Below are 22,714 nucleotides of genomic sequence, written 5' to 3' on the forward strand. Positions count from 1 at the left end.
TTCGGCGGCTCGCGGCCGGCGGACCGAAGGTCCGCTGCCTGCCGCCGCCGCGCGGCCGCTCAATCCGCGAACCCGCGTTCGCGCAGCCAGGTCGTCATGTCGGCGGCTACGCGCGCCATCTGGCTGACGCCGTCGGGCCCGCGCAGGCGATGATCCAGCCCGGGGTAGACCACCAGGCGGACGTTGTCGCGCCCCGCCCTCGCGAGCGCGACGGCAAGTCGCCGTGCGGCGGCCGTCGATGCCGCCTCGTCCTCCGCGCCCTGGATCAGCAGCACGGGCGTACGCACCTCGCGCAACACAGCCAGCTGATCGGTGCCGAACACGGTCCGCCACCATGCGACGCCGTGGCCGCTCATCGCGGGCACCGGCTCGCCATCCGCGATCGACCGGGCCAGCGCACGCATGCCGCCGACGGCCTGGGCGCGCTGCGCGGCAGGCAGATCGGAGACTGCGATGCTATGCAGCACGTCGTCGAGAAACCAGCGGCCGCCGCCTCCGAACGCGATCGTCGCGTCGACGAGCGTCGAGCGCGCCGTCAGCAGGTTCGCGACGACCCCGCCCTCGCTGCCGCCGATCGCCACGACCTTCGCGTATCCGTTCTCGGCCGCCAGCCGCGCAACGACCGCCGCCGCGTCGCGCGCGCGCCGCATGGGCGTGTCGTGCTCCACATGGGCGGCCGGGCAATCCGGCCGGTCCGGGTCCGCGCTGTAGGGCAACGCCGCCGTGATGCCGTACTTCTCGATCGTCAGCAGATCCGCGTCGGGCAGCACGCCGGCCAGATCGCGGCGGATCGCCTCGACTTGCCTGACGCTGTTGCAGTCCGAACCCTGCAGCACCACGAGCAAGGTGCCGCCGCGCGCGGACGGCGCGCGGCGTTCGAGGTAGTAATCGATGCGGCTGTGGTCGTCCCGTTCGATCGGAAACGGCGACAACAGCGCCTCGGCCGACGCGGCGGGCGTCGCGGGTAGCGCAATCGCCGCGCCGAGCGCGCCGGCAAGCAGCCAGCAGGCCGCACGCCGACGCAGGCGCGCCGCGCCGCCGCCCACGCGCGGCGCGGCGTCGCCCTGTTGTCGTTGCCCCACGTCGCCCTTCATGCCACGCCTCCTGGTTCGATGTGCACGCCGGCCGTGCTATTTGTCCGGGGTGCAGACCCGCAGCCGGTGCCCGTCCGGATCGAGCGCGACGAACGTGCGCCCGAACACCGCCGCCATCGGCGCCTGCTCGATCGTCACGCCGAGCGCGCGCCATGCCGCGTGGAGCCGGTCCACCTCGGCCTCGGTGTCGGCCAGGAACGTCAGTTCCGAGCGATGCCCCGTGCCGCCCGATACGAAATTCTCCGCGCGCGTCGACCACAAACCGAGCTGCAAGCCGTTGTCGAAGGCAAAGGCCACGTAGGTCGGGAATACGGCCGCCGGCGCGCGGCCGGACAGTTTTTCATAAAATCCGGCGCTGCGCAGCGGATCGTCGACGTAAAGAATCACGAGATTGGGTGCGGTCATCGTTGTCCTCCTGACACGAAAATGACGACGCCGATCCTACGCGTCGTCACTGTCAGAATCTGTCAGCAGAGTGCGATGAGGTGAGGCGAACGGGAGATCGTCATCGAATCGCCTGTTGAGAACGGGCCTGTCCGTATCCAGCCCCATTCATTCCGTCCAGCGGACTAGGCGAGAACGGCATCCAGCCAACCGACCCAGGATCCCGCCAAGGACGGCCAGGAGAAACGTTGACGCACGGCTTCGATACGCGCCTGCCGTCGGATCTGACTCGCCTCCGGCTCCGCGAGATCCCTCTCGAGGCTGTCGATCACGAGCGCACTGTACAGAGGCGCCCATTCCCGATGATCCGAGGGCAGGTCCATGAACGCTCCGTACTCACCGAACAGGGATGGCAGCGCCCCCCAGTTGGTGGTCAGCAAACTTGCGCCACTGGCCAATGCCTCGGCCGCCGCGATGCAGAACGTTTCAGCGAAAACGGACGGATAAGCCAGAGCGGCGCATTGCGACAGTTCTTTTGCCAGCGCCGGCTGGCTGATCGCGCTGACATACGTGACGCCCTCCATTCGACGACAACGTTCATAAATGTCCTGGTACTCATCCTGCTCAGGAGCGACGTTGTAGACGGCCATACTGGAAAAGACCTTCAGACGAACATTCGGAACCGCATCGCGGATGGCCGGAAACGCGTCGAGGAGATGGGAAAGCCCCCTGAAGGGCGTGCTGGTGTACGCGAGTACGGGATCGCGTCGCCCGGCATACCAGGGCAAAGAGACGGCTTCGGAGGCGAACGCAGGGGCGATCCCGTTGTGAATGACCTTGCCCTTGTCGGGCGGGATCGAAAATGCCCTCTGATAGGCGGCGGCCTGCCACTGGCTGACAAATGCAAAGCCCCGCCAAGCCGCGCGCTCCTGACTCTGCCGCAGTTGCGCCACGGCTTGCTGGTCGGACGCATGGCCGGTCCACAAGACAAGGGGGACTTTGATTCCCAACGTGTCTCGCAACGTGTTGCCGACAGCCAGATTCAGCACAATGACCGCATCAAAGCCGTTCATCAGCGTCGTGTCCTGAAGCGCATGAAGATACGAGAGAATTCGTACGCCATTCGCATCTCGCCCCGGCTCGCTGGCGCCGTTGATAATCGAGACGTCTTGGCCCTGCCTGGCCAGCTCGGCCGCCAGATAGCACAAAGCCGATTGCGAGCCTCCGAGTGGACGGAGCAAGGGCGTCTCCGTGTCGTAGTCCCAAGACATCGGATCCAGAAAAGCCAGCTTCATTGAAAAACCCCCATGTGGCGCCGCCCACGCCCGATGTCGATATTCCAGATCCCTTCCACGCCAAATGATCAGGATAGCGACATAATCGACGGAAAATCCCCGATGAAATCGCATGTCCCCGTATGAACGACATTGGGCCACGCGCATCCATAGACCGTCCGGCCGTGCTCCCTCACGAGATTGCAGAAGTAGAAATCCTCGCCGACGAGCCGGTCGTCGATGACTTTCTGGCTGAAGAATTCATGGACGGGAAAGTCCGTCGCGCCGCCGGGTTTGGCGCTGGGAATATTCTGTTGCGCCAGATGCTCAAGACACGCACGCGCAATCAGCATGATGCCGGTGCCGGTTTCGCGCACCGGCATCGGCGCGTCGAGCGCGCCCGCCGGCGTATCGCCTTCCCGCAGGAACGTGTGCATGCCCCCGTACTGGCCGGCTATCTGCGGCAACAGCGCGGGGTCGATCTCCGGATGCGCCAGTACGGCCTCCTTGATCCGGGTCCAGTCGATCTCCTTGCGTGGATACATGGCGGCCACCACGTCGTATTGATGCCAGTCGAGCATGCGCATGATGTCGTCGACATTGAAGCCCATGTCGTCGTCGAGAAACAGCATGTGGCTGTAGTCGGTCTTGTAAAGAAAGAAGCTCGTAATGATGTTTCTCGCCCGGTCGACCAAGCTCTGATTGGTCAACGTCAGGAGTTCGACACGTATCCCGCGAGCGAGGCAGGCTTTCTGGAGCCCCCAGACGCTGCGGACATAGGACGTGGTGAAGAGCCCTCTATGCGAGGGCGTGGCGACGGCAAGCGAAAATGTGTCGGACATGAACGGTTCCTTGTTCTCCATGTGAGCGGGAGGCGCCGCCGTCGGCGCTGCGCGAACGGGCGCGCCGACGGATACCTCGTCCGCCGCGCGGCGGCGGATCGGGATCGCATGCTCCTGTGCCCGACAGCATACCGCTCATCGGAGCGATCGAGTTCGATGTGCTGACGATCCGCTTCTTTTCCTTACAATCGGAAAACCATGCCTGTCGGTACGCGCAGGCAAAGCGCGAAAACGCCGAAGCCGTCCGCGTCGCTTGGGTGGAAGCGCCACCGCGGGCTCCACCCGGACAGGGAACCGCGCCGACCGCGGCGCGGGTTGCAGTCGCTCGCGCTCGCGTGTTGCTGGATCGGTTCTTCCGATTTCACCAGCCGGCCTGCGCCGCGCGTGACCGAAACCCGGTAGGTCCGCACTGCGCCGGCACCTCGGAGGCAGCACCGCTGCCGACAATCGAATGGGCGCGCGGATACGCGGCGACGGCTCAAAGCGGATTCGCGTTGCCTCTCCCGCTCCCGCCCGACGGCCGGCCACCGCCACCCGCGTCGCCCACGCTCCGCGCCGCCTCAGCGCGCCCCGCGATTGGTCAGCGCGCTCCGCGATTGGTCAGCGCGACCCCGGCGATGACGAGCGCCCCGCCCGCGAGCATCGACAGGCTCAGCGTCTCGCCGAGCAGCCCGACCGCGAGCAGCACGCCGAACACCGGCACGAGATTGGTGAAGACCGCCGCGCGCGCCGGCCCGAGCGCGCGAATGCCCTGGTAATACCAGACGAACCCGACCACCGTGCCGATCGCGCCGAGGTACAGGATCGCGACCGCCGCCTGCCAGCCGATGCCCGCGCCCTCGCCCGTCGCGGGCGTCAGCAGATGCGCGCCGACCAGCAGCGCGAGCCCCCACAGCGTGGCGTAGGTCGTCGCGGCCAGCGGCGAAAGCCCCTTGAGCGCGTGGCGGCCGATGATCGTATACGCGCTCCAGCTCGCGACCGCGCCGAGCATGTAGCACTCGCCCGCGCCGAAGGTGCCGCGCAAGTCGCTGAACAGCGCGAGCAGGTGCCCGCGACCGATCACGAGCAGCGCGCCCGACAACGCGATCCCGATGCCGATCCAGCGCGTCGCCGACATCCGCTCGCGCAGCAGGCCCGCCAACAGCAGCGCGGTGACGATCGGCGTCAGCGCGACGAACAGCGCGGTGCGGCCGGCCGGCATGCGGGCCAGCGCGGCGAAAAAGCACAGGTTGTAGGCGAAGATGCCGGTCAGCCCGAGCGCGAAGGTCGTCGCGACCTGGCGCGCATCGAGTCGCGGCAGCCCGCCCTCGTACCGCCACGCCAGCAACACCAGCAGCACGGCGGCGACGCCGAAGCGGCCCATCGCCGCCTGCGACGGCGACATCGCGCCGGCCAGCAGGCGGCCGGCGACGAAGGTCCCGCCCCAGAACAACGCGACCAGCGTCAGCTTCGCATAGATGGCGGCGCGCGCGGGCGCATCGGGTGCCGATGACGATGCCATCGCTTGATCGAGGGGAGACGGGGCGGTTCGGGTATGCATGAGATCGAGTCGAGAGGAACAATCAGCGCCAGCCCGGCCACGCGTCGAGCGCGCCGACGACGAGCGGCACGGCCGCCATCGCGGCGAGCGTCTGGAGCGCGGTGATGCCGGCCATCAGCGGCGCGTCGCCGCCGAGCTGGCGCGCCATCAGGTAGGACGCGGAGGACGTCGGCAGCGCCTGGAACAGCAGCGCGACCGTCAGCGCCGCGCCGCCCAGGCCGAGCGCATGCCCGACCAGCCATGCGGCAGCGGGCAGCGCGACGAACTTGCACGCCGAGGCGACCGCGACCGGCCCCGCCCAGGCGCGCAGCGCGCCGAAGCGCAGCGCGGCGCCGACGCACATCAGGCCCAGTGGCATCGACGCCGCGCCGAGCGCGCGCACGACCGGCGCGATCACGGGCGGAAAGCCGACGCCGGCCGTCTGCAGCGCGATGCCGAGCAGGCAGCCGAGCACGAGCGGATTCGCGAGCACATGACGCGTGAGCGCGCGGGCGTCGGGACGCAACGCGCCGTGGCAGGCGAACACCGCGACGCAGATCAGGTTCACGAGCGGCACGATGATCGCCACGCACACGGCGGCGAGCGCCCCGCCCTGCGCGCCGAACAGCGCGACCGCGACCGCCGCGCCGACGTAGTTGTTGAAGCGGATCGCCCCCTGGAACACCGACGTGAACGCGGCTCCGTCGACGCGGACGAGCGGACGCGCCAGCGCGAGCCCGCCCGCGACCAGCGCGGTGGAGCCGACCAGCGTGAGCGCGAGCGGCGCGACCGGCAGCGACGACAGACGCACGCTCGCGAGATGATCGGCGAACAGCGCGGGCAGCAGGAGGTAATAACAGAGCCGCTCGGCCTGCGACCAGAACGCGGCGGTGACGACACCGCCGCGCGCGAGCGCATGGCCCAGCGCGACCGGCGCGAGCGCCAGCACGATGGCGGCGCTCATCGTCGCGCCCCGCTGCCGTGCGGCTCACGATGTGCCGCGATGGAAACCCGCCCTCGGTACGACATGGTGACGCTCGTTGAATGGACGACGTCGCCAAGTTAGCACGTTGAACCCACGGAAATAATGGTGAATTCTCGGGCGATCAATAAGAAATTCTCATGCCAGATTCGGCGACCTGGGCGGCGAAGGCCTGCGCGAAGCGCTGCGCGGGGCGCGACTGGTGTTCGAGCAGCACGACCGGGCGGCCCATCTGCGGCTGCCCGAACGGCAGCCGCGCGACGGGCGGCAGGCGCGCGAGCGTTGCGTCGGGCAGCGCGACGATCGCCGCGCCGAGGCCGTTCGCGACCATCCGGACGATCGTCTCCGCGCTGTCGAGCACCATCTCCTCGCGCACCCGCACGCCGAGCCGACGCAGTTCGGCGGCGATCATCCGGCCCGCCCATGCCTGCGCGTCGAAGCGGATGAACGGCAGCGCCTCGAGCAAGGCGCGCGCATCGCGCGTCGCGTATTGCAGCGGCGCGAGCAGCCAGAAGCGATCTTCGTACAGCGTCGTCCACGCGAGCCCGGCCGGATACGGCCGGACCGGCTGGGTCGTGACGGCCGCGTCGAGTTCGCCCGCCGCGACCCGATGCGCAAGCTCGATCGACATGCCCGCCGACACGTGGATGCGCAAGGACGGATGCGCGCGCCGGATCGCCAGCAGCGCGTCCGGCAGCGGGCCGGACAGCGCCGTCTGGATCGCGCCGACGCGCAGCCGCCCGACCAGCCGCTGTTCGTCGCTGAGCGCATCGGGAATCCGGTCGTACAGCGCGAGCACCTGCTCCGCCTGCGCGAGCAGGATGCGGCCGGCCTCGGTCAGCATCGGCTGCCGCCGCGTGCGGTCGAACAGCTGCACGTTGAATTCGCTTTCGAGGGTCTTGATCTGCAGGCTCACCGCCGACTGCGTGAGGCCGATCGCCTCGCCGGCGCGCGCGAAGGTCTGATGACGGGCGACGGCGACCAGGGTTCTCAGGGCGCGGAGTGACATGGCGGGATGAGGAAGATGCCCCGTGTCCGCCTGCTGGCGGCGCGGGGCCGGAAGAAGGAGCGCGGGCGGCGCGCGGCGGACCGGCCGGCGCCGCGGGCAGGTCAGCCGACCCGGACCGAGGCCTCGCCCGTCAGCATCAGGAACGTGAAGGTTTCGCGCAAGTAGAGCTTCACGAGCTTGTCCGTGTGGCTTTGATATCCGATCGACAGATCCTGGCCGAGATGCAGCTCGAAATCGCCGCCCCGGGTCGACAACACGCTGCCGCCCGTGAGCGCGGGCGCCCACACGATCTCGCCGTTGACGATGCGCTTGATGTGCTCGACGACCGGATAGCCCTGGTCGCTGGCCTCGTTGAGCGCGGTGTACGCATCGGCGCCGAGCAGCACCGAATACGGACCGTCGACGCCCGCGAGCTTCAGCGCTTCGAGCGCGCCGCTGATCGCGGCAGGGTAGTCGGCGACGCTCTTCGGCAGCGCGACCTTCGGATTCGACGCGCCCTCGCGCACGCCGACGATCCCGGCCGCCTTGTAGCCGTCGAAGATCGCCCGGTCTTCCGCGAACGCCAGCGCCTTGGCCGCGTCCTTCGCGGGCTGCCAGTCGGAATCGTTGGAGCCGCGCTCGACATCGTCGATCGCCTCGCGCTGCAGCTCGAACGGCACCGTCAGCTCGACCACCCCGCGATAGTCGCGCAGCCGCGCGCCCACGCCTTGCTGGGGCGCCGTGATCGCACGCTGGTGACCGGTGCCGACGCCCGCGAACGCCGCGCCGTTCGGCCCCTTGACGTCGACCACGCGGCGGCCCGCGACGGAACGCCTGAAGGTGCGCGCGACCTCCTCCTCGATCTGCGACCAGGCGGCGGCCGAAATGGGCGCGAGTTCACGATGCAGGTTATTCATGGTGCGTTCCTTTGAGTGAGCCGATGTTCAGGGAGCCGTCGCCGACCTCGGCAACGGGCGCGTCGGAAGCGGGCGCGGCCGCGTCGGGCACGCGCTCGGCAAGCGTTTCCAGCAGCGTCGCGGACGGCACGAAGAACAGCCCGCCCGTCACCGCGCGGCTGTAGTCGAGCAGACGATCGTAATTGCCGGGCGGCACGCCGACGAACATGTTCTCGAGCATCTGTTCGATCGGCGCGGGCGTGCGCGCGTAGCCGATGAAGTACGTGCCGAACTCGTTCGCGCCGGGGCGGCCGAACGGCATGTTGTCGCGCAGGATCTTGACCTCCTCGCCGTCCTCGACGATCGACGTCAGCGCGTTGTGCGCCCAGCTCGGCTTGGCCGTGTCGTCGAGTTCGATGTTGTCGTGCTTGGTGCGGCCGATGATGCGTTCCTGCATGTCGACGGGCAGCGCGTTCCAGGCGGCCATGTCGTGCAGGTACTTCTGCACGATCACGTAGCTGCCGGCCGCGAACCCGGGATCGTCGGCGCCGATCTCGGTGAAATGCGCGGCCTCGCGGCCGACCGGATTCTCCGTGCCGTCGACGAAGCCGACCATGCTGCGCTGATCGAAATAGCGGAAGCCATGCACCTCGTCGACCACCGTGACGGCGTCGCCGAGACGCGCGAGCAGTTGCGTCGCGAGTTCGAAGCACAGGTCGGCCGCGTCCGCGCGGATATGCAGCAGCAGATCGCCGGGCGTCGCCGCCGCGACGCGCCCGCCCGCGCCGAACTCGCGGAACGGATGCAGCGCGGCGGGGCGCGGCGCGCCGAACAGCGAGTCCCAGGCGCCGGAACTGAAGCCGCACACGCACGACAGGTTGCCGGCCGGCACGCGCGAGCCGACCGCGCGGACCAGCGCCGCGACGTCGGCGCACCAGGCGCGCACGGTGCCGGCCTGGGCCGCGCCGGCGGCGAGGGTGGCGACGATGAAGATGGCGCTGCGGGTGACGGGGCTGGAAACGGCTTGCGGTTCGGGGAGATCGACGGGCATCGGCGCGCGCTCTTCTGGGGGGGCGGGGGGCACTCATTCTTATATGCAGCGTCGTCGATTGTCAACGCGACGCGGCCGCGCGCAGCGTGCGGCGCGGCCCCGCGTCCCGCCTGATCGAGGCCGGGGGAGCCGCCCGGCCGCGGCGCCTGCAAGGCCGATGCGCATCGGTTACGATCGTGTGTCGCTTGGACGCGCCGGACGCGCCGCCGATACCCGGGCGGGCCGCCGGCGGCCCGCGCCCCGTCCATCACGCCACCACCGAACGACACGATGACCGACCGCCCGGCCCCTCGCTTCTCGACCACGATCTCCAACTTCTGGAATGCGTCGTTCCTGAGCGGCGAGATCCTGTACCGCGACGCGCGCTTCACGCTCGCCGCCAATCCCGATCTCGACGACGATTCGCGGGTCATGGTGCTGACGCGCCCCGACGGCCTGGCGATGGCGGTCGTCACGCCCGAGCTGGCCGGACGCATGGGCCTGCGTGAACTGCGCAAGCCGTCGGCGGACAGCTTCCGCCGTCGCCTCGCGGACGCCAACCTCGTCCTGCATGGCGCGGATTACCTGCTCTACTTTTCGGCGGCGGAAAAATACGCGCTGCTGGCGGAGCCCGAGCCTCCCGGCGTGCGCGCGCTGACGACGCGCGATGCCGAGGCGTTTGCCGCGTTCGAGTCGTGCGCATCGGAGCAGGACCTCGACGACGCCTACGTGGAACTGGCGCACCGGGCGGTATTCGGTGCGTTCCAAGGCGAGCGGCTCGTCAGCGCGGCCAGCATGTACGCGTGGGAAGACTCGCGCCTGGCCGACCTCGGCGTGCTCACGCTCGCTCACGCGCGCGGGCACGGCCACGCGCGCAAGGTGGTGCGCGCGCTCTGCCGGCATGCCTATGCGCAGGGATGCGAGCCGCAGTATCGCTGTCAGCTCGACAACGCCGCATCGGTGGCGCTGGCGCGCTCCGTCGGCCTGACCACGTACGGCACCTGGGAAGTCGTGTCGCCCGATTCCGACGTGTGAGCGCGGCGCGCTCGCGCGGGAACGCGGCAGGCGGTGGCGGGCGCTTACTGGTGCGCGGCCGCGCCGCCGACCACCGCGCACGTGAAGTCCTGGATTTCTTCCGCGGAGCCCCAGTTGAAATCCGGGATGACGTCCAGTCGATTCGCCAGCAAGGCCATGCCGCCGTCCCGCAGCCTGACCACGGCGAGGCCGAACTTCGCGATGCTGTCCTCGCGGCGCCGCGCATAGGCGTCGACGATCCTGAACGGATTCTCGCGGACCAGGTCGTCCGAACCGAGGCGCTTCGCCAGATAGACGTGCCCGTTGATCCGCTGCGCGAGCGGCGCCCAGTCCGGGCCGATGTCGCGCTGCGCCCCTTCCAGCAGGTGATAGACCTCGGGCTTCAGACAGGACACGTGGATGTGCAGCTGATCCTGCGAGCGCCCGTATTTCGAGTTGATCGCGAACGACAGATAGGCATCGTCGATCGGCCTGCCGAATTCCTGCGCGAGGCGGCCGCGTTCGTTCCACGCGGCCGCGAAGAAACTCGGCGCGCCGGCCGCCTGAAGCAGCGGCGACTCGATGCCCGTCACGCGGTGGGTCGGCATGACCAGGTCGTGATACGGGCCGCGCAGATCCTTGAGCACCACGTACTGCGCGGCGAGATCGACCTTCAGGCACGGATCGGGTTTGTCGTTCGCGGTCTGGTCCGGCACGCACCGCTGGCTGACGATCTCCCACAGCGCATGGGGATTGCCGCGACCATACAGGAAATACGCCGCGAGAACCGCGACCAGCAGCACAACCGGCACGAGGGAAAACGTGATTTTCCGATTCATCGACACCTCGACAATTGACAGGGCCCGCATCGCAGCACGCATGATAAGAGCGTGACGGGCCGGAGGGAAACCGGCGTCGCGAGCCGTCGCCGCCGAAGCCGTCGCGACGGGACGCCTCGACGCGCGCGACGTCTGCCTTGAGCGCGTGCGCGCGCCTCGCGCCAGCGGCCGCCGGCTTTTCGCTGCGCCGCCGATGTGCTATCCTCCCGACCTCGATATTTCAGGTGCGGCGCTGGCACGTTGCCCGGCACCTGCTGATATCCCGGCCCTCGAAGGGCTTCCTTTACGTTGCATTGAACAAGGCCTGTATGTTGGAGATTGCGGTAATCCGATAACCCAAACCCTGCGCAAGCAAGGTGTTTCGGTTATCGATGGGCAAAAAAGCTTGGCGGGCACCCGTTTTTGGTGCGCGCTGGTTATGCACATTCAGATTACTGCGTTCGAATTCCAACATGAACCTCTCCAGGCCCGAGCAACGGACCCTCCACGTCCTCGCCAAAGGTGGCTGCATCGTGCTGACGCGCGACGCGGCCGGCAACATCACATCCGCCCAGTGTTTCACCCGCGACGGGTACGTCCTGTCCGACTGCACGCTGAGCGTTTTCACCCGGCTCAAGACCAAACGGCTGATCCGGTCCCAGGACGGCCGGCCGTATCGGGTCAATCCGGCCGGGCTGCGCGCCGTGCGTTCGCAAGCGGACAACCGCTGACGCGCGCGCGCCCACGTCGCGACGATGCGCGCCCGATACGCGCGGCGGCCGGCGGCAGGCCCGGAACGGGCCGTCGTCAGCCGCCGGGCTTCGCGGCCCGACCGATCGCGGCCCGACCGACCCCGAACGACGACCCGACACCGACGGAGGGCGCACCCGCCCTCCCTCATTCATCGAGCAAGACAGGCAAACCGACATGAAACACGCATCCATCACCATTCGCCCCGAGCGCGACGCCGACCTCGACCGCATCCACCGGATCACGGAAGCCGCGTTCCGCGATGAAACGCATTCGAGCCATACCGAGCAGTTCATCGTCGACGCGCTGCGACGCGCGGGACAGTTGTCCCTCTCCCTCGTCGCGGAACACGACGGCGCGGTCGTGGGCCACGTCGCGATCTCGCCCGTCGCGATCGCATCCGGCGCAGCCGGCTGGTACGGTCTCGGCCCGGTTTCCGTGCAGCCCGACCAGCAGGGTCGCGGCATCGGCTCGCTGCTGATCACGGCCGCGCTCGACGCATTGAAAGCGCACGGCGGCCACGGCTGCGTCGTGCTCGGCAATCCCGCGTATTACGGGCGCTTCGGGTTCCGGACGCATCCGGGCCTGACGCTGCCCGGCGTCCCGCAGGAATATTTCCAGGCGCTGCCCTTGACGGGCGACGTCCCCGCCGGCGACGTGCGGTACCACGCGGCCTTCGAGGCAGTCGAATAAACCGGCGACGCGGGGGCGCGCCGCGCGCCCCGCTCCGCATACACCCCGCGCGCGGGCCCGATGTCCACGCGCCATTACCGAGATGAATCGATGAATCACCGTTTCTACAGAGTCGCCGTGATCCTGGGCCTGATCTCCGCGATCGGGCCGTTCGCCGTGGACATGTACCTGCCCGCGCTGCCGGTCATCGGCCGCAGCCTGGGCGCGGACATGGGCAGCGTCCAGTTGAGCCTCACCGCGTTCTTCGTCTCGCTCGGCATCGGCCAGCTGTTCTACGGCCCGGTGTCGGACATGGTCGGGCGCAAGCCGCCGCTCTATGCCGGCCTCGCGCTGTTCGTCGTCGCGAGCATCGGCTGCGCGCTCGCGACCCGCATCGAGACGCTGGTCGCGCTGCGCTTCGTGCAGGGCCTCGGCGCGGCCGCCGGCATGGTGATCCCGCGCGCCGTCGTGCGCGACCTGCATACCGGCAACGACGCGGCGCGGCTGATGTCGCTGCTGATGCTGGTGCTCAGCGTCTCGCCGATCCTCGCGCCGCTGGTGGGCAGCGTCGTGATCGCCCATACCAGCTGGCGCGGCGTGTTCTGGGCCGTGACGTTCGCGGCGGTGGCCGGGCTCGCGCTGGCCGCCGGCATGCTGGCGGAAACGCGCAACGCCGACGCGCGCGTCGAAAGCAGCCTCGGCAGCGTCCTGCGCGCCTATGCGCAGCTGCTGCGCGACCGCCATTACCTCGGCCTCGTCTTCATCGGCAGCTTCGCGTTCGCGATCTTCTTCATCTACCTGGCCAACTCGCCGTTCGTGCTGATCGAGCACTACGGCCTGTCGCCCACGCTCTACGGCATCGCCTTCGGCGTGAACGCGGCTGCGTTCTTCGGCGCGGCCCAGCTCAACGGGCCCTTGTGCGAACGCTTCGGCATCGCGCGGGTGATCCGCTTCAGCGTGCTCGGATGCAGTGTCGCGCTGCTGGCCCTGCTCGCGCACTATCTCGCGGGCGGCGACCGGCTGTGGGTGCTGCTGACGCTGTACTTCTTCGCCAGCGCGTTCATGGGATGGATGATTCCCACCACCTCGGTGCTCGCGCTCGACACGCACGGCAGCATCGCCGGCACGGCTTCCGCGCTGCTCGGCACGCTGCAGATGATGACGGGCGCCGTGGCGACCGGCCTGATGGGCCTGTTCTCGAGCGACAGCCCGCTGCCGATGGTGGCGGGCATGACCCTGAGCGCGCTGCTGGCCCTCGTCCTGACGCGCTTCACGCTGGGCGGCCGGGCGGCGGCCCGCGCGTGCGCGCCGTAATCCATCCGGGAAGGAGGCCGAATCGGCTCCCTTCCCGATACTCGACGTTCTTCATACTCCGTGGAAAACCAGACCCTCCTCCAACAACGTATTTTCGACGCGCTGCACGGCGACCTTCCGCGCGAAGGGCCCGGCAGCCTGGGCACCGCCATGCAGGCGCTGACACTGACGCAGCCGCTGCCTGACGACGCGAAGGTGCTCGACATCGGTTGCGGCACGGGCGCGCAGACCGTGGACCTCGCGACGCTGCTGCCGAACGCGCGCATCACGGCGCTCGATTGCCACGCGCCGTTCCTCCGCGCGCTCGAACGCAAAGCCGCGGCACGCGGATTCGCCGAACGCCTCGACGTCGTCCGGGGCGACATGAACGCCCTCGCCTTCGAGCCCGCGAGCTTCGACCTGATCTGGTGCCAGGGCGCCGCGTACGTGATCGGCTTCGAGCGGGCACTGCGGGAATGGCGATGCCTCCTGAAACCGAACGGCATGCTCGCCATCGCGGAGCCTGTCTGGCTCAGGAACGATGCGCCGACCTCCGTGCGCGATTTCTGGTCCGTGTATCCGGCGATGCGAAATATGGATTCCCTGCGGAAAATCGCCGCCGAATGCAATTATTTCGCGCGCGGCGATCTGATTATGAAACCCGAGGATTGGTGGGACGAGTATTACACGCCACTCAGCAGAAAGATCGACGATCTCCGGATTTCATTTATCGATAATCCGGAAGCGCAATTCATTCTTGACGATCATTTTAATGAAATCGGTCTTTATGCCAAATACGCCGATTTCTACGGATATGCATTTTTCGTGCTGGAATCGATCTGACTGCGCCTCGCCGGGATGCGCGGCGCGCCGGTTCGGTTCGGCCCATCATCACCCCGTCGCGCCTCCGATTGCTGCACAGCCACCTCAGGTCCGCACCGGCCCGCGCGCCATGCGATCCGGCGTAAACCACGCCGGATCGCGCACCCGACTGGTACCGCGCGCCGCATCGCGGCCGAATTCTCCGTCTCGACCACCGCGTCACGCCGGCCCCTGGCTTACAGCCCAACTGTCATTGCGTAAGCATGCGGTCATACATCCCCGGCGGCCCTTCCCCGCCTGAAGCCCGCAATCCCCTGAATCAATATATTTCCCGCGAAAATCCCCGCGACGCCTTACAAAAAAATAACCAGACAGAATTGAAAGACAACGTGTCTTCAAGAGCATCTCAAATTACACGCCGCTGATTCCGCCCTACCATTTTTCGCAGTAGATCGTCAAAATTAATTCAATTAGCTTCTAGCCACCGCATCAATTTCTTTTCAATTGACTTACCCAGTCAAAAAAATTAATGCGGCGCAGCAGATGACATTTCGCACCACGAACTTCATGGCGTTTATTTAAAAACAACCAAGCATCATCAGGTGTCTGAACGTAGTCCGTTTGAGAAGTGATTATCCAATATCGCGGCGAACACAATTCGCTCTCAACTCATGAGGTGGCTACTGATGAACCGTTTCGACGATACCAAGAACGTTTTCTCCCGGAAATCATCCGGCCTGGCCAGGACGGCGATCTCGCTCTCCATCGGCATGGCGATGGCATGCGGCTTCGCGGCGACGGCGCAGGCCGCGGCGGTCATGACGCATCACGTGCGCGCCGCGTCGAAGGTGGCGATGGCGACGAGCAGCCTTGCCGAGACGCAGACGATGAAACTCGACGTCGTGCTGCCCCTGCGCGACAAGGCCGGCCTGGATGCCTTCGTGGCCGACGTGACCAACCCCGCCAGCCCGAACTTCCGCCACTACATCACGCCGAAGCAGTTCACGGAGAAATTCGGCCCGACGCTCGCGGACTATGAGGCCGCCGCCCAGTATCTGGTCAAGTCCGGCCTGACGATCGTGGGCGGCAATCGCGACCGCATGGACATCCAGGTCTCGGGCCCGGTCGCCTCGGTCGAAAAGGCCTTCAACGTGAAGATCCGCACCTACCAGCATCCGACCGAGAACCGGACGTTCTACGGCCCGGACCGCGAACCGACCACCGCGCTCGAAAAACCGCTCTGGCACGTCTCGGGCCTCGACAACTACTCGATCCCGCATCCGCTGTACGTCAAGCGGAGCGCGGTCGCGAAGACGCTCGGCGTCACCGCCGACGCCGTTTCGCCGCGCGCGACGACGGGCTCGGGCCCGTCGGCCTCGTTCCTCGGCAGCGACATGCGCGCCGCGTACTACGGCGGCACGGCGCTGACGGGCGCCGGCCAGAACCTGGGGCTGTGGGAATACGAGGGCACCGATCTCGACGACCTGACCACCTACTACAACAACGTCGGCCAGACCAACAACGTCCCGATCACGCTGACCTCGACCGACGGCACCAGCACCTCGTGCACCGAGGACCAGAACTGCGACGACGGCGAACAGACGCTCGACATGACGCAGGCGCTCGGCATGGCCCCCGGGCTCGCCAGCCTGACCATGTACGTCGGCAACACCGACACCGCGATCATCAGCGCGATGACGACCGCCAACCCGCTGCCGACGACCATCGGCTGCTCGTGGGGCTGGACGCCGGCCGACAACACGACGCTGGACCCGTACTTCGAGCAGATGGCCGCACAGGGCCAGACGTTCTTCGCGGCGTCGGGCGACAGCTCGACGTGGTCGTCGTCGAACGAGGCGTGGCCGGCCGACGACGCATATGTCGTGGGAGTAGGCGGCACCGACCTGACGACAGGCTCGGCGGCGGGCGCCTGGAAGTCTGAAACGGCGTGGGTCGACAGCGGCGGCGGCATTTCGCCGGACGGCATCAAGATCCCGTCATGGCAGGCGGCCACCGGCATCATCACCTCGACGAACAAGGGCTCGAAGACGTTGCGCAACGGGCCGGACGTCGCCGCGAACGCCAACTTCACGTTCTACGTGTGCTCGGACCAGACCGACTGCACCGCCAACGAGTACGGCGGCACGAGCTTCGCCGCGCCGATGTGGGCGGGCTTCATCGCGCTCGCCAACCAGCAGGCGGCCAACAACGGCAAGGCGCCGGTCGGCTACATCAACCCGGTGATCTACGCGAACAACGAGGTCAAGGGGGCGCTCAGCACGACGTATAAGTCGACCTTCCACGACATCACGAGCGGCAAGTCCGGCAGCTTCTCCTCCACGACCGGCTTCGACCTCGTGACGGGCTGGGGCAGCCCGCAGGCCAACCTGATCAACGTGCTGACGCAGTAAAGCAGCCGCGCACGTCGCGCACGAGGTCGATCGCCCCGGGTCACCCGGGGCGATCTCATTGGACCTGATGCTTGGCTCGCGCGACGCCGCCCATTGATTCCCAATCCGAAACAAAATCGCCGGCCAATCCGAAGCGTCGATCATTTCCGACTCTTCAATCGTCGCCATCATCGATGCGCTCGCGCATCGTCACCCGGCGTCGCCCCGGAGCGACGCCATACGGCGCGAGCCGCATGCGCCGCCGAGCCAACCTCGCCGACAAGCGCCATCGGGTCGGTTCCACGCACCGCCGTCGGTCGCAATTGGACAGGATTCCGTCGGATCCTGTCGGCACGCCCGCTTTTTGATTTCACACTCTCCAGTTATCCCACCCGCCGCGTCATACGCCACGCGACAGGCGTTCGCTATCGCGTTGTCATCTTAGTCTCATGCAGCACGGCTATCGTCCTGCGTGCCTTCGACGAGCACGATGAAGTCCCCCGCAATCGCTGGATAACTCGAGTCGGACTCCCCATGACCTCAAAAAAACGCCGCGACTTCCTGAAGCTGGGCACCCACACGCTGGCGGCGGCCGGCGTCGCATCGGTGCTGCCCCCCGCGATCCGCAACGCGCTCGCCCAGACGACCCAGCCGACGACGCTGGCCGGCATCGAGCACATCATCGTGTTCATGCAGGAGAACCGCTCGTTCGACCACTACTTCGGCATGCTGCCCGGCGTACGCGGCCTGTCGGACCCGTACCCGACGCCGCTGCCGAGCGGCAAGCCGGTCTGGTATCAGCCGAACCTGTCGTCCGGCAGCTATGCGGCCAAGGACCCGTCGGGGAAGATCGTCGCCAACGTGATGCCCTACCCGCTCAACCCCGGGACCTCGACGCCCGTCAATTACCAGGGCGTCAACCTCGATCACTCGTGGAAGGGATCGCAGCAGACCTGGAGCAGCTGGAACGCGTGGGTGCAGAAAAAGGGCTACTGGACGATGGGCTATCTGAAGCCCGCCGACCTGCCGTTCTACTACGCGCTCGCGAACGCCTTCACGATCTGCGACGCCTACCACTGCTCGCTGTTCGGCCCGACCAATCCAAACCGCCGGTTCCTGTGGACCGGCACCTCGGGCGGCGGCACGATCACCAACCCGCTCTGGAAGCACTACATCGTCGAGAACGACGATCTGTGGGAAAGCAACACCACGTCGGACATCGCGAAGGACAGCGGCAGCCAGAACGGCTGGACCTGGCAGACCTACGCCGACGTGCTGGAAGCGAACAAGGTCAGCTGGAAGGTCTACCAGGGCTACGGCAACTACGGCGACAACGGGCTCGCCTATTTCAACAACTTCCGGCGCGGCGGCGACGCCGGCAAGATCGCGAAAGCGCGCAGCTACGCCGGCAAATCCGGCGACGACGACGCGCATTCGGCCGATGCGCTGATCGCCTCCCTGCAGGCCGACCTGCAAGGCAAGGATGCGCAGGGCAAGAGCACGTTCCCGGCCGTATCGTGGATCGTCGCGCCGTACACCTACTGCGAGCATCCGACCGCCACGTCGAGCGCGGGCGAGACGTTCGCCGAACGCGTGATCAACACGCTCATCGGCAGCAGGGACGTCTGGGGGAAATGCGCGATCTTCATCACCTACGACGAGAACGACGGCTACTTCGACCACGTGCCCGCGCCGATTCCGCCGCTCGCCGGCTACGGCAAGCACAACCTGACGACCGCGGGCGGCGCACCCATCGATCTCGGCGACGAGACCTACGGATCGGAGCCGATCGGCCTCGGGCCGCGCGTGCCGATGATCGTCGTGTCGCCGTGGAGCAAGGGCGGCCGCGTCGCATCGCGGCTGTCCGACCATACGTCGATCGTCCGCTTCCTCGAAACCTGGCTCGCGGCGAAGGGATATCCGGCGAGCGCGGTCCAGTGCGCGAACATCTCGGCCTGGCGTCGCGCCGTGTGCGGCGACCTGACGGAGACGCTCAACCTCGCGTCGCCGAGCAACACGCCGAGCGACACCGACGTCACCGGCTGGAAGATCACGGAGCCGAGCAACGGGCCCAACTCGGTGTACGCGCCCTATCCCTACACGGACGCCAGCACGTTCTCGCCGGGCGTCGGCGCCGGTACGCGGCCGGCCGCCCCGCTGCCCTACAACTACAAGGTCACGGCCAGCCGGAGCGGCACCTCGATCACGCTGAACTTCGACAACTCGAAATCGGCCGCGACGTCGACCTTCATCGTCTATGCCAACGCGCTGACCCCGGCCCAGAAGGTGTATCACTACACCGTGGCCGCGGGGACCACGCTCTCGGATTCGCTGGTATTGAGCGCGGGCAACAGCCCATGCCAGGTCTTCGGCCCGCAGTCGGCGGCGGGGTATGCCTGGACGTTCTGAGCCGCTTGCCGCCCGGCGCCTCCCGCGCATCCGGGCCGAACTGAACCGGGTCGAGCGCCCGCGTTCAGTTCGAGCCTTCAGGTGCTGACGCCCTGGCGCAAGACGTTCGAGGGCTGCCACCTCTACGAGGCGAATCGACGCCACGCGTCGTCCGCCTTCTCGCTGCTCGTCGACGCACTGACATATCGAAAGCCGTCACGCGCGCGACGCCTCCACGGAAAAGCCCCGCGCGACACGCATCCGGACACCGGACCGTCACGCGCCCCGCACATCGTCCGCTCGATCCGATGCACGTCGGACCAGCGCATCGCGCCACGCTTCGCTCCGGCAAGCGTCCGTCCGCACGCGGAACCGCCCCGATGCGCGAACCGTCGCGGCCCGGCGGTCGGACCATCGCCTAACCGAGCCAGCGCGCATCGGGCCAGCAGCCCGCTTCGAACGTGTGCTTCACGCAGTCGAGCAGCACGCCGACCACGCAGCGCACGGGCGCCGTGGCCTGTCGGCTGCTGGGCGCCGCCAGCACGATCGTGCGCCGCACGCCCGGGGGCGCCAGCGGCGCCGCGCTCAGTACGCCGCGCTCGACCTCCTGCGTCACGCCCACGGCCGGCAGGATCGTCCAGCCGTGGCCTTGCGCGACGAGTTCCTTCTGCACGCTCAACGCATTGGTCTCGGCGAACACCCGCAAGGTCAGCCCCGCCTCGGCCACGGCGTGCTCGATCGCGGCGCGCAGGCCCTGTGGCGCGGCGGGCAGGATGAACGGCTCGCTCGCGACGCGCGCAAGCGCGAGCGGCCGCTTGCGCGACAGCCCGGCGGACGGCGCCGCCACGGCCCACAGGCTTTCCTCGATCAGCGCCTTGACGTGCAACGCGGGCGTCTCCTTCTGCCCGTACAGCAGCGCGGCGTCGACATCCCCTGCTTCGAGCCAGTCCTGCAGATGCCCGGCATAGCCGATCGTGAGCCGCAGGCGGATGTGCGGATAGCGTCGCGCGACCTCGCCCGCCAGCCGCGTGGCCAGCAGGTCCGACGTGCTGGCCAGCAGGCCGATGCTGACGATGCCCGCCACCGGCCCCTCGGTGGGCTGGATCTCGGCCTTGGCGCGCGCCACCTCGTTGAGGATGCGGCGCGCGTATTCGAGCATGGTCTTGCCCGACGGCGTGAGCTGCATGCCGTGGCGGCCGCGCTCGAACAGCTCCGTCCCCATGTCGTCCTCCAGCAGGCGCAACTGGCGCGACACGGCGGGCTGCACGAGATTCAACAGGGCGGCGGCACGCGTGACGTTGCCGGTCTCGGCCACGGTGACGAAGGCGCGCAGTTGCTTGAGATCCATCGCGGATACCTCGATACCGAAAACTGATACATCGATCAGGAAATTCTATTTTTTCAGACATCCATCAATACTTATTATGGACCATCCCCGCCAATGACGAGACAGGGTTCATGAGCGCCTCCATTTTTTCCGCCCCCGACGCCTATCAGGAGATCCGCGACGCCGTGCGCGGCCTGTGTCGTCAATTTCCGCCCGAATACCATCGCAAGATCGACGAGGAACGCGGCTACCCCGAGGCGTTCGTCACCGCGCTCACCGAGGCCGGCTGGCTGGCCGCGCTGATCCCGCAGGACTACGGCGGCCCGGGCCTGTCGATGGCCGAAGCGTCGGTCATCATGGAAGAGATCAACCGCGCCGGCGGCAATTCGGGCGCGTGCCACGGCCAGATGTACGTGATGAACACCATCGTGTTCAGCGGCACCGATGCGCAGAAGGCGCGCTATCTGCCCCGCATCGCGTCGGGCGAGCTGCGCGTGCAGTCGATGGGCGTGACCGAGCCCACCACGGGCAGCGACACCACCAGGCTCACGACCACGGCCGTCAGGAAAGACGGCCGGTGGGTCGTCAACGGCCAGAAAGTCTGGATCTCGCGGGTCCGGCACAGCGATCTGCTGATCCTGCTCGCGCGCACCACGCCGCTCGATCAGGTGCGGAAGAAAAGCGACGGCCTGTCGTGTTTCATCGTCGAGCTGGAGCAGGCGATCGGCAATGGCCTCACGGTGCAGCCCATCCTCAACATGGTCAACCACGAGACCAACGAGTTGTTCTTCGACAACCTGGAGTTGCCGGAGGACGCGCTGCTGGGCGCCGAAGGCAAGGGCCTGAAGGTGATCTTCGAAGGACTGAACGCCGAGCGCACGCTGATCGCGGCCGAGTGCATCGGCGACGGCTACTGGTTCCTGGAAAAGGCGCGCGACTACGCGGTCGAGCGCAAGGTGTTCGGCCGCCCGATCGGGCAGAACCAGGGCATCCAGTTTCCGCTGGCCGAATCGTTCATCGAGCTGGAGGCCGCGAACCTGATGCGCTGGCGCGCGTGCGAGAAAATCGACGCCCGGCAGAACGCAGGGGTCGAGGCCAACATGGCCAAGTACCTGGCCGCCAAGGCCAGCTGGGAAGCCGCCAATGCCTGCCTGCAAACGCACGGCGGCTTCGGTTTCGCCTGCGAATACGACGTGGAGCGCAAATTCCGCGAGACGCGTCTGTACCAGGTCGCGCCGATCTCCACCAACATGATCCTGGGGCATGTGGCCGAGCACGTGCTGGAGTTGCCCCGCTCCTATTGAGCGCGACAAGGGCGACCGCAAGCGCCCGCGACACGCCCGACGCCTGCCCTCATCGATGAGCGAAACGACATGAGTCTCGACAATCCCGATTCCTTCGATGCCTGGATCGGTCGCTGCGAAACGCGCGCGGACCGGATCACGCCATCCCCTGTCCGCCTCATGCAGGCCACGCTGGACTACGCGCAGGACGCCACGCCGCCCGCGACCCTGCCGCCGCTGTGGCACTGGCTGTATTTTCTCCCGGGCGAGCGCCAGTCCCACCTCGGCGTCGACGGTCATCCGCAGCGCGGCGGCTTCCTGCCGCCCGTCACGCTGCCGCGCCGCATGTGGGCCGGCGGACGGCTCGCGTTCCTGCGCCCGCTGGACATGGATGCGCCGGCCGAACGACGCTCCACGATCACGAACGTGAAGAGCAGGTCGGGCCGCAGCGGCCGGTTGGTCTTCGTGACCGTGCGGCACGAGGTCGGCGACGCGCAAGGCGTGGCCATCCGCGAAGAACAGGACATCGTGTATCGCGACGCACCGCCTCCCGCCGCGGCGGACGCGCCGCCTCCGCGGCCCGCGCCGGACGACGCGCAATACTCGCACGTCATCACGCCCGATCCGGTGTTGCTGATGCGTTTTTCGGCGCTGACCTTCAACGGCCACCGGATCCACTACGACCGGCCCTACGCGACGCAGGAGGAAGGCTATCCGGGCCTCGTGGTGCACGGTCCGCTGATCGCCACGCTGCTGCTGGAAGCGCTGCGCCGCGCGCACCCCGACCGAACCATTCGCAGCTTCGCGTTCAAGGCGGTCAGCCCCTTGTTCGACACCGCGCCGTTCACGGTGAACGGCGCGCTCGAGACACACACCGCCCGCTTGTGGGCATGCGGCCCGCAGGGCCAGCTGGCCATGCAGGCCAGCGCCGAACTGGAGTAGCACCGA

The 22,714-nt window shown here is 67.6% G+C and carries 22 protein-coding genes; 9 read left to right on the forward strand and 13 right to left on the reverse strand.

Annotated features, from left to right (window positions below):
• Positions 1 to 59 precede the first annotated feature (59 nt).
• From AC1RQF_RS26295 to AC1RQF_RS26335, 9 genes are all read right to left on the reverse strand, one after another.
• Complete coding sequence (locus AC1RQF_RS26295; RefSeq protein ID WP_273996403.1) at positions 60 to 1,094, reverse strand: alpha/beta hydrolase family protein; 1,035 nt, start codon at positions 1,092 to 1,094, stop codon at positions 60 to 62.
• 36 nt (positions 1,095 to 1,130) lie between these two features.
• Positions 1,131 to 1,499 (reverse strand): VOC family protein, encoded by a 369-nt coding sequence (locus AC1RQF_RS26300; protein WP_273996404.1) that lies wholly within the window; start codon positions 1,497 to 1,499, stop codon positions 1,131 to 1,133.
• A 164-nt stretch (positions 1,500 to 1,663) separates the two neighbouring features.
• On the reverse strand, positions 1,664 to 2,773 hold the full coding sequence (locus AC1RQF_RS26305) for a glycosyltransferase family 4 protein (RefSeq protein ID WP_273996405.1): 1,110 nt from the start codon (positions 2,771 to 2,773) through the stop codon (positions 1,664 to 1,666).
• Between the two features lie 68 nt (positions 2,774 to 2,841).
• The gene (locus AC1RQF_RS26310) at positions 2,842 to 3,594 is read right to left on the reverse strand and encodes a hypothetical protein (protein ID WP_492873293.1); all 753 of its coding nucleotides are present in this window, start codon (positions 3,592 to 3,594) and stop codon (positions 2,842 to 2,844) included.
• Positions 3,595 to 4,174: 580 nt separating this feature from the next.
• On the reverse strand, positions 4,175 to 5,095 hold the full coding sequence (locus tag AC1RQF_RS26315) for a DMT family transporter (RefSeq protein ID WP_492873294.1): 921 nt from the start codon (positions 5,093 to 5,095) through the stop codon (positions 4,175 to 4,177).
• Between the two features lie 61 nt (positions 5,096 to 5,156).
• Complete coding sequence (locus AC1RQF_RS26320) at positions 5,157 to 6,077, reverse strand: AEC family transporter (protein ID WP_492873295.1); 921 nt, start codon at positions 6,075 to 6,077, stop codon at positions 5,157 to 5,159.
• A 142-nt stretch (positions 6,078 to 6,219) separates the two neighbouring features.
• Entirely contained in the window at positions 6,220 to 7,104 is an 885-nt protein-coding gene (locus AC1RQF_RS26325; RefSeq protein WP_273996410.1) for a LysR family transcriptional regulator, read from the reverse strand.
• Positions 7,105 to 7,205: 101 nt separating this feature from the next.
• Positions 7,206 to 8,000, reverse strand: coding sequence for a family 1 encapsulin nanocompartment shell protein (locus AC1RQF_RS26330; RefSeq protein WP_273996411.1), 795 nt, complete (start codon positions 7,998 to 8,000; stop codon positions 7,206 to 7,208).
• A complete protein-coding gene (locus AC1RQF_RS26335) occupies positions 7,993 to 9,030 on the reverse strand; it encodes a Dyp-type peroxidase (protein WP_273996412.1) in 1,038 nt (345 codons plus the stop codon). Before AC1RQF_RS26335 ends, AC1RQF_RS26330 begins: the two co-directional genes overlap by 8 nt.
• Positions 9,031 to 9,300: 270 nt before the next feature.
• On the opposite strand from AC1RQF_RS26335, the gene AC1RQF_RS26340 reads away from it, so the two are divergent.
• The gene (locus tag AC1RQF_RS26340) at positions 9,301 to 10,044 is read left to right on the forward strand and encodes a GNAT family N-acetyltransferase (RefSeq protein ID WP_273996413.1); all 744 of its coding nucleotides are present in this window, start codon (positions 9,301 to 9,303) and stop codon (positions 10,042 to 10,044) included.
• Between the two features lie 44 nt (positions 10,045 to 10,088).
• Here the strand turns inward: AC1RQF_RS26340 and AC1RQF_RS26345 are convergent, their stop codons facing one another.
• Both AC1RQF_RS26345 and AC1RQF_RS26350 read right to left on the reverse strand, forming a co-directional pair.
• On the reverse strand, positions 10,089 to 10,862 hold the full coding sequence (locus AC1RQF_RS26345; RefSeq protein WP_492873296.1) for a CDP-diacylglycerol diphosphatase: 774 nt from the start codon (positions 10,860 to 10,862) through the stop codon (positions 10,089 to 10,091).
• A gap of 283 nt (positions 10,863 to 11,145) precedes the next feature.
• On the reverse strand, positions 11,146 to 11,316 hold the full coding sequence (locus tag AC1RQF_RS26350) for a hypothetical protein (protein WP_252985715.1): 171 nt from the start codon (positions 11,314 to 11,316) through the stop codon (positions 11,146 to 11,148).
• Here AC1RQF_RS26350 and AC1RQF_RS26355 point away from each other — a divergent pair.
• The 4 genes from AC1RQF_RS26355 to AC1RQF_RS26370 all read left to right on the forward strand — a co-directional run bounded on the left by AC1RQF_RS26355 (position 11,315) and on the right by AC1RQF_RS26370 (position 14,399).
• Complete coding sequence (locus AC1RQF_RS26355; protein WP_273996415.1) at positions 11,315 to 11,572, forward strand: YjhX family toxin; 258 nt, start codon at positions 11,315 to 11,317, stop codon at positions 11,570 to 11,572. The two genes, AC1RQF_RS26350 and AC1RQF_RS26355, sit on opposite strands and share 2 nt — an antisense overlap.
• Positions 11,573 to 11,768: 196 nt before the next feature.
• Positions 11,769 to 12,284: a GNAT family N-acetyltransferase gene (locus AC1RQF_RS26360; protein ID WP_273996416.1), complete on the forward strand. Its 516-nt coding sequence runs from the start codon at positions 11,769 to 11,771 to the stop codon at positions 12,282 to 12,284.
• A gap of 90 nt (positions 12,285 to 12,374) precedes the next feature.
• A complete protein-coding gene (locus AC1RQF_RS26365; RefSeq protein WP_273996417.1) occupies positions 12,375 to 13,577 on the forward strand; it encodes a multidrug effflux MFS transporter in 1,203 nt (400 codons plus the stop codon).
• 60 nt (positions 13,578 to 13,637) lie between these two features.
• Positions 13,638 to 14,399 carry a class I SAM-dependent methyltransferase gene (locus tag AC1RQF_RS26370; protein ID WP_492873297.1) on the forward strand — a complete coding sequence of 254 codons (762 nt, stop codon included), beginning with the start codon at positions 13,638 to 13,640 and terminating at the stop codon, positions 14,397 to 14,399.
• Positions 14,400 to 15,042: 643 nt separating this feature from the next.
• On the opposite strand, the gene AC1RQF_RS26375 is transcribed toward AC1RQF_RS26370, so the two are convergent.
• On the reverse strand, positions 15,043 to 15,198 hold the full coding sequence (locus AC1RQF_RS26375; protein ID WP_273996419.1) for a hypothetical protein: 156 nt from the start codon (positions 15,196 to 15,198) through the stop codon (positions 15,043 to 15,045).
• Here AC1RQF_RS26375 and AC1RQF_RS26380 point away from each other — a divergent pair.
• Both AC1RQF_RS26380 and AC1RQF_RS26385 read left to right on the forward strand, forming a co-directional pair.
• Complete coding sequence (locus tag AC1RQF_RS26380) at positions 15,197 to 16,789, forward strand: S53 family peptidase (protein ID WP_273996420.1); 1,593 nt, start codon at positions 15,197 to 15,199, stop codon at positions 16,787 to 16,789. The genes AC1RQF_RS26375 and AC1RQF_RS26380 overlap by 2 nt on opposite strands.
• 513 nt (positions 16,790 to 17,302) lie before the next feature.
• A complete protein-coding gene (locus tag AC1RQF_RS26385; RefSeq protein WP_492873298.1) occupies positions 17,303 to 19,177 on the forward strand; it encodes an alkaline phosphatase family protein in 1,875 nt (624 codons plus the stop codon).
• A 397-nt stretch (positions 19,178 to 19,574) separates the two neighbouring features.
• Here AC1RQF_RS26385 and AC1RQF_RS26390 read toward each other — a convergent pair whose 3' ends face one another.
• Positions 19,575 to 20,504: a LysR substrate-binding domain-containing protein gene (locus AC1RQF_RS26390; protein ID WP_273996422.1), complete on the reverse strand. Its 930-nt coding sequence runs from the start codon at positions 20,502 to 20,504 to the stop codon at positions 19,575 to 19,577.
• A gap of 110 nt (positions 20,505 to 20,614) precedes the next feature.
• Between AC1RQF_RS26390 and AC1RQF_RS26395 the strand changes: the two genes are divergently transcribed.
• Positions 20,615 to 21,787 carry an acyl-CoA dehydrogenase family protein gene (locus AC1RQF_RS26395; RefSeq protein ID WP_492873299.1) on the forward strand — a complete coding sequence of 391 codons (1,173 nt, stop codon included), beginning with the start codon at positions 20,615 to 20,617 and terminating at the stop codon, positions 21,785 to 21,787.
• A gap of 69 nt (positions 21,788 to 21,856) precedes the next feature.
• A complete protein-coding gene (locus AC1RQF_RS26400) occupies positions 21,857 to 22,708 on the forward strand; it encodes an HTD2 family dehydratase (protein ID WP_273996423.1) in 852 nt (283 codons plus the stop codon).
• Positions 22,709 to 22,714 lie beyond the last annotated feature (6 nt).

The sequence above is a fragment of the Burkholderia sp. GW821-FHT14F03 genome (assembly GCF_058803765.1).